Consider the following 7,161-nt stretch of genomic DNA (forward strand, 5'->3'; position numbering starts at 1 on the left):
GGCGGGCCGGTGAGCGCCCGCAGCCTCGACCATAGGGGCGCCCGCGCAGCGGCAGGAGAGGACGGCTTATCCATGGATCGGCGGTCTCTGCCTCGTGAAACGGCCCTGCGCAGCGGATCCGGTGTCATGGGCGGCGATGGTGACGTGGCTCGGTTACGCCGACCGTTTCCGCAGTTCAGCTCGGGGCTTCACGGTGACGCCGGCGAGCGGGGCTTGACGAAGCCGCGCTCGGCGTACCTCGGCCCGATGCTGCAGCACGTCCACAGGTCTGGTCTGTCGCATGGCCGCGAGGATGGTCGCGGCAGTACTCCTCGCCTCAGCCCGTGCCAGCGCGTCCGGGACGGTGCCGTAGACGTCGGCAGTGAAGGCGTGGCTGGAGTGCCCGAGCAGATGTTGCACGGTGTGCAGGCTGGCCGAGCCGTGCAGCGCGTTCATCGCGGTCCCATGCCGCAAATCGTGCAGCCGGACCGGTGGCAAACCGTGGTCGGTCACCAAGAAGGTGAACCGGTGGGTGAGCCAGCCGGGCCGGATCGGCCGCCCATTCGGCCAGGCGAACACGAAGCCGGCCTCTCCTGCGATCGTTGCGTGCTCGTCGTACACGCGCTGTTGCCGCCGCCGGTGATCGGCGAGGATCTCGACGGTGGCGGGGTCGAGGGTGATGGTCCGGTTGCCGGCGGCGGTCTTGGGTTCGGACTCGGCGACGACGCCGGGCAACTCGACCAGGGTCTGGGTCACCGTGAGGGTGGCGTCGGCCAGGTCGACGTCGATCCAGCGCAGTCCGACGAGTTCGCCGCGGCGTAGCCCGCGTAGGCCGGCCAGCCACCACAGGGCGTACAGGTCGTCGGCGACCTTGGTCAGGAACTCGGCCAGTTGTTGGGGTGTCCAGACGGCGATCTTCGGCCGGGTGCCGTCACGTAGCCAGGCCGCGACCCGCGGCTGTGACCAGGTCACCGGCCGGGTCCGCCGCGGCGAGGGCAGTTCGAGCATCCGGGCCGGATTATCGGTCAGGTAGCCGTGGGCGGCTGCCGCGTTCAGGGCCCGGCGCAGGGTGGCCCGGACCCGCTGCACGGTCGCCGCGGTGATCTTCACGTGATACCGGTTCCTATGGCTGGCGAGCTCGTCAAACACCGCCTGCACGTGTGCCCGGATCAACGCACCGAGCCGGTGATGGCCCAGTGCGGGCCGCAGCACGTTGACCACGTGCGCGGTGTAGGCGGTGGCGGTCGAGGGCCGAACCCGTTTGGGCAACGAAGCGACCCAGGTGTCGAGCCAGGCGCCGACAGTGAGCCCTGCATCGGGAGCGGGTTCGGGCGTTTGGCCGACGAGTTCTTGGCGGGCCTGCTCGGTGGCCTGTGCGGTGCGGAATCCACCGCGGCGCACGCGTTGACCGCCGATGCGGATCGAGAAGTACCAGGAGCCGTGATCGGGATCGTCGGCCAGCCGCGGGCAGGTGTCGCCGTAACGGCGGCGGCCGGTGGTGGGGTCGGTGCAGCCGCACCGACGGTAGACGGGAGAGTAATCGTTCATGGCGGGTGTTCCATACCTATCTGCGCTTCTTGCGCGACAGCCGGAACAGCGGGACATCGACCTGCGATTCCGCACACCAGCAACGATCACCCGATCGTGGTTCACGCTCGACGGCTTCACCGATCAGCCGTGACGAGCACCCGCCTTCACCAAGCATCGAACCGCTGCAAATACCCAGCCATCGTCGGCAGACGAACCGGTCTCCCGCCGCGCACGCAACGCCCCAAGCTCCCCCAGCTCGCTCGCGGCCAACACCGCCTCACCGCGCAGCGGTCAGACCGACCACAGTGGAGGGCTTGGGGGAACCTTGGGGGACGACCCAGTCCCGTAACGGGGCGTCAGCCGGTGGCATGCCGCGGCATGCCACCAGCCTCCTGAGCTGCCAAAACTGACACCTGGCGGCACGCCGCGAGAGCCCGCAACATTCAAGATCGCAGACTCTTAATCCGCGGGTTGTAGGTTCAAGTCCTACGCGGCGCACAGATGATCATGGCTCTGACCAGGTGTTTTACATCTGGTCGGGGCCATTTTTTCGTCCCTTGTGGACGAATGCGTGATCCATGCGTGATCTGGAGACGCTGACACTGGCTGGCACCAGCCGAAATCGACCCCCAGCAAGACCTGTGAGTGACGGCGATCACGCCCGGCCGGGTTCTGATGCCGCCAGCATCAGCCGTGCGGGTGCCGAAAACCTCATCCGCCCTGGTAGCAGCTTTCTCGGTCGCTGCCGTGTGCAGTCAGGCGCCCCGGTGGATGCCCGGGGTCGGACCCGCGACGGTGCTCTCTGCGGAGCACTCCGCGAGGATGTTCTGTCGTGCTGCTTCGACTGGCCTACCTCGGCGTGACCAACGCGCTGGCTCTGCTACGGCTGTTGCCGATGAGCGACCGCGACAAGGACGCCGAGATCCTCGCGTTACGGCATCAGATCATGGTTCTCGAGCGGCAGTTGCACGGCGACCGGATCCGGTTCACCCCAGCCGACCGGGCCTGGCTTGCCGCCCTGCTGCACTCCCTGCCGCGACCCGTGCTCCGTCACCTGCGGTTACCGGTGCGCCCCGAGACCGTGTTGCGCTGGCACCGGGACCTGATCGCCCGCCGGCACGCCCGACGTTCCCGGCCCAGACGGCCGGGGCGGCCACCCACGATCCGATCGATCCGCAGGCTGGTCCTGCGTCTGGCCCGAGAGAACAGCAGTTGGGGATACCGCCGTATCCATGGTGAACTGCTCGTTCTGGGTGTGAAGGTCGCCGCCTCGACCGTCTGGGAGATCCTGAAAGACGCGGGCGTCGATCCGGCGCCCGAACGCGGCAGCAGCACCTGGTCGGCGTTCCTGCGTTCCCAGGCCCAGGCGCTGATCGCTGCGGACTTCTTCGAGACGGTGACGCTGACCGGCGCCCGGCTGTACGTCCTCGCGGTGATCGAGCACGCCTCCCGGCGGATCAGGGTTCTCGGTGTCACCGCGCAGCCGACCGCCAGCTGGGTGGCACAAGCCGCCCGGAACCTGGTCATGGACATCGAGGACACCAGCAGTCAGGTGAAATACCTGATCCGCGACCGCGACGGCAAGTACCCGGCCCTGTTCGACACGATCCTGGCCGACGCCGGGATCGAGACCGTGCTCAGCGGCGTCCGGGTACCCCGCATGAACTCGATCATGGAACGCTGGATCCAAGCCTGCCGCCACGAGATGCTCGACCGGACCCTGATCTTCAACCAGGCCCACCTGCTGCACGCCCTACGCGAGTACGAACACCACCACAACGATCATCGACCCCACCCGGGCATCGCCAACGCCCGACCGCGACAGCCGCTGCCCGACCCGATCACCGAACCCGCGGCCCTCGCACAGCCACGCATCCGCCGACACGACCGACTCGGCGGCGTCCTCCATGAATATGAAAATGCTGCTTGACCAGCACGGATGACATTGTCGGCACCCGCAGGGCCAGCGGCACCAACAACAAATAACCACAAACCCCGACTAGGCGGGCCGCCCCCGCGGCCCGCCTCCACCAACCCAAAGAACGAGGGAAGGCCATCTGGCTCGGCTGTTCACGCGTAGCGCCGACGGCCAAGATGACCGCGCGCCGCGGCGGCCGACATCAACCCCCGTTTACTACCCGACGGGCGACGAGGACGCACCGTCATTGGCTGTTTTCGCGAGCCGTGCCGCCAAACGACCGTCACGCTCCGTGGCGAGCAACTCGCGGCAAGTGAAATAACGGGAGCTCGAGGTTGCATCCCTTCTCCGAGCACTTCGCGCCCCCCGTACGCGATCGGTAAAAGTCACCATGAGGAATGTGGCGGTCTCGTCGAAAGGTGGAAGGTCTGTGGCGGTCGGAGTTCGGATTCCAGCTGCTTTTATATCGTCGGGGTGGGGCACTCCCACAGTGTGCGCCCGGCACGGCGAGCCGGCCGTGGCGCGCAAACGTGTGAAGTTCGGGTCGGGCGTTTCGCCATGGAGCTATTTGCTGGTCCTGCTGGGTGTCGTCGGGCTGGTCATCTTGGCGGTCCTCATCGGGGCAAATCGGAAACGGGCCGTGGCGACGGCCTGGCCGTTCTGTCGACGATGCCTGGGCCGGCACGCGACGATGCTGTATTCCGGCGCCGGGTTGATCGTCGGTGGGGGCGCCCTCGGTGTCGTGTCGGCCTCGATTTCGGAGGAGGCGATCAGCCCTGGCCTGCTCTGGGGAATCCTGATCCTCATCGCAGGCGCGATCATGCTGGCCCAGTCGGGCTGGTCGGTCGTCGCCGGCGGCCGAGTGATCGACGACGGGCAGACGGTCGAGTTCCGGCGAGCACACGACGCCTTCGTGGCGCAGGCTGTGGCCGCCCAGCAGGCGGCTGCTCAGCACTACGCGGCCCAGCGCGCGGCTTACGCCGCCGGGCCGGTCCCGGGCGGGCAGCAGGACGCCGCCCGTGATGGGGTGCCGTCCGGCGCGCCGCAGCAGGCTTGTACTTCGCCGTCGCTGACGGACCCTTTTGCTGCCGCCGATTTTCCGCAACCGACGCCGACCGCGTCGCCCGAGGTCCTGTCCATGCCAGCCGTCGACCCGCCGGGTGTCGACCAGGCCTGATCCTGCCGTCTCATGCCGATCTGGGGCCACGTTGCGTGCTGACCGCGCACTGGAGCCGTGACGGCTCGCACCGCGCCCGGACGCCCTACGACAGGAGGGCGGCAGAGCCGCCCTCCTTGCCGATTACTGCAGGTTGATCGGCGAGCCCTTTGCCTTGATCTTGGCGGTCCCGGTGGTGGATAGACCGCTGATTTGGTAGGCCGTGACCACACCGGCCCGGGTCACGGCCCACACGTCCGGCACACCGTCGGCGTTGAAGTCGGTGAGGCGCAGCGTGGTGCCGGTAGCGGCGGCGAGGAAGTGCGCCGAAACCCGGAATTGTGTGTAGGTCAGCTGCCCGCTGTTGACGTCGAACTTGACGCCTTCCCACAGGTAGAGCGCTCCGGTGGCCGGGTTCCACAAGCTGATCGCCGTACCGCTGGGCAGCAGCTTCGACGACAGCTGCCAGTTCTGCCAGTCGCGGCCGCCGTCAGGGGTGGCTACACCGGTGTCGACCGGCCCGGGATACGCGCCCGTCACGAACCCGGCCGGGTAGTACTCGAAGTGGTACCCGTCGGTGGCGCTACCGGCGATGCCGACCAGGTCGACGATCGGGTTGCCCTGCGCGCTGCTGTCGTACGCGGTGGCCAGCTGGATCGGGTTGTTGCCGTCGATGTCACTGAGGAAGTCGCCGAACGAGACTCCTGCGGTCAGCAGCAGCCTCGGGTGCGTCTTGTCCAGCGCGCCGAGCCCAGAGTAGGCGATGGCAACGCCGTTGGACGGATTGTAGGCGACGTAGTCCTCGAAGGAGCCGCCGGAGAACTTGCCCGTGATGACCTGATATCCGGTGAAATCCTCGCTGATGGCGTTGCCGTCGGAGCTGAGGGTGGTGGCCGGTACGCGCACCTTGCCGGCCGTTCCCTTGCCGTCGGCCTCCAGCAGCTTGTCGCCGACGACCACGGCCAGGTCGGGCTTGCCGTCGCCGGTGAGGTCCTGGTCCGCGTACGGTGCGGCGCCGGCGGCGAAGAAGCTGAAGTGGGCGGAGTCGCTGAAGGTGCCGTCCGCGCCATCGGAATAGACCTCGAGCGTGTTGCTGAATCGCAGCGCTGGGATCTTGACGGTGGCCTGCCCGTGTGACGCGGTGGCGGTGCCGGTCAGCTCGTCGCCGTCGATGTCCCAGCTGTAGCTGACCGGTTGGCTGCCGTCGGGCTCGGTAAACTTGAACGTCACCATCTGCCCGACCGTGGCCGAGCCGCTGATCTGGGTGACAGTCGGTGCGGCCGGCGCTGCCGCGAACGCAGGAACGGCGGTAATAGCCGGGGCAAGCAGCGCGACGGCCGCCGGAACAGCGGCGCGGAGCAGGTTCTTACGTTTCATGTGACTTCCCCGTCGATGCGTGTCGATCTAGAGACGAGTCGATCTTAAGGCAATGGTGCACAGAGTTACTCGGGTGTCTACGGGCCTCGGTCCGTCGCGTGTACAACAGACGGGACGTCTGTCGCACACTGTGGGCACCGGAGCCGTGTGGGCTGAACTCGGCGGATTCGCACGCAGGGAGCGGGACTGCCCGGCAGAGGTAAGCCCTACATCGGAGTCGCCCTCGACGCCCCCTCACCAATGCCGAGGATTCGATTCCCCCTACGCCCAGCCGAAACCGCCGTGCTTCGCGACTGGCTCCAGCAACTCGCACCTTGAACGCCGACACCGACTCGAGACCTCGACCGAGCATCCGCCCATCAAGCAAATCCGTGCACGCGAGCATCATCGCGGCGGGCACTGACAGTGACCGCCGTGCCGAAGGTCGCGCGATGCATGCGGCAATCCGGGGGTCTTGCCGCAGGCCCGGGAGGAGGGCAGCGAGCCGGTCTCGGCCTCGGCGAGTGACGCCCGATGCGGCGCCGACTACTGGTAGCAGCCAGCCAACCCAAGGCCACCGGTAGCTCTGCAATCCAAACCGCCTCGCCCAGCACCTCAGCCATGTACGACGGCGCCGAGCCGCCGGCCGGCACAGCGACGATCTCGGCAGTGGTTCACCCACCATGGTGTTGCCGGAACCCATGTCCCGGGGGTGGGGTCTACGGCCGCGATGCCACCAATCGCGCGATCGATGCGTGATCCATGCGTGATCGACAGCCCTGGCTCAGGGCGTCACTCGACAGCATTAACGGACATTCGAAAATTACGTACGCGCAGGTGAGGTGGCATAGCTCGACACCAGTAAGCAATTCAAACATTGGCCGACACGAATAGCAGCGGACTCTTAATCCGCGGGTTGTAGGTTCAAGTCCTACGCGGCGCACAGGTGATCATGGCCCTGACCAGGCATTTTACGTTCGGTCAGGGCCATTTTTCTGTCCCTTGTGGACGAGTGCGTGATCCATGCGTGATCTGGAGACGCTGACACCCCCCGGCGCAGCCCGTCATCGGCTGTCATCGCCGCCGTTCCGTGACCCTGATCACGTGCCACATCAGGCCCGCCACTAGTACGGCAGCCGCCGTTCGTGATCATGGCTGAGGCCGGCGGGAACAGGGCGGCCACCGCGTGATCTTGAGTCTGTTGTGGACAAACATCGAAATC

The 7,161-nt window shown here is 67.0% G+C and carries 5 protein-coding genes and 1 tRNA gene; 3 read left to right on the forward strand and 3 right to left on the reverse strand.

Going from position 1 to position 7,161, the window contains the following annotated elements:
• Window positions 1-153: 153 nt before the first annotated feature.
• Window positions 154-1,527, reverse strand: a complete 1,374-nt coding sequence (locus IH26_RS0131055; protein WP_030439810.1) for a tyrosine-type recombinase/integrase — start codon at window positions 1,525-1,527, stop codon at window positions 154-156.
• Window positions 1,528-2,341: 814 nt separating this feature from the next.
• Here IH26_RS0131055 and IH26_RS0131060 point away from each other — a divergent pair.
• Window positions 2,342-3,439 (forward strand): integrase core domain-containing protein, encoded by a 1,098-nt coding sequence (locus IH26_RS0131060; protein ID WP_030439811.1) that lies wholly within the window; start codon window positions 2,342-2,344, stop codon window positions 3,437-3,439.
• Between the two features lie 478 nt (window positions 3,440-3,917).
• The gene (locus IH26_RS0131065) at window positions 3,918-4,604 is read left to right on the forward strand and encodes a hypothetical protein (protein WP_157437466.1); all 687 of its coding nucleotides are present in this window, start codon (window positions 3,918-3,920) and stop codon (window positions 4,602-4,604) included.
• A gap of 123 nt (window positions 4,605-4,727) precedes the next feature.
• Here IH26_RS0131065 and IH26_RS0131070 read toward each other — a convergent pair whose 3' ends face one another.
• Entirely contained in the window at window positions 4,728-5,960 is a 1,233-nt protein-coding gene (locus IH26_RS0131070; RefSeq protein ID WP_030439813.1) for a hypothetical protein, read from the reverse strand.
• A gap of 828 nt (window positions 5,961-6,788) precedes the next feature.
• Here IH26_RS0131070 and IH26_RS60145 point away from each other — a divergent pair.
• Window positions 6,789-6,879, forward strand: a tRNA-Lys gene (locus IH26_RS60145).
• Here the strand turns inward: IH26_RS60145 and IH26_RS62310 are convergent.
• The coding region (locus IH26_RS62310) for a hypothetical protein (protein WP_211268781.1) at window positions 6,871-7,161 on the reverse strand (291 nt) is incomplete at its 5' end. The two genes, IH26_RS60145 and IH26_RS62310, sit on opposite strands and share 9 nt — an antisense overlap.

Origin of the sequence: Actinoplanes subtropicus (assembly GCF_000721705.1) — a bacterium.
Taxonomy (GTDB): Bacteria; Actinomycetota; Actinomycetes; order Mycobacteriales; family Micromonosporaceae; genus Actinoplanes; species Actinoplanes subtropicus.

Bases quoted from the DNA above. Each gene is read 5' to 3' on its own strand.
- IH26_RS0131055 (WP_030439810.1), bottom strand. From the start codon at position 1,527: ATGAACGATTACTCTCCCGTCTACCGTCGGTGCGGCTGCACCGACCCC.
- IH26_RS0131070 (WP_030439813.1), bottom strand. From the start codon at position 5,960: ATGAAACGTAAGAACCTGCTCCGCGCCGCTGTTCCGGCGGCCGTCGCG.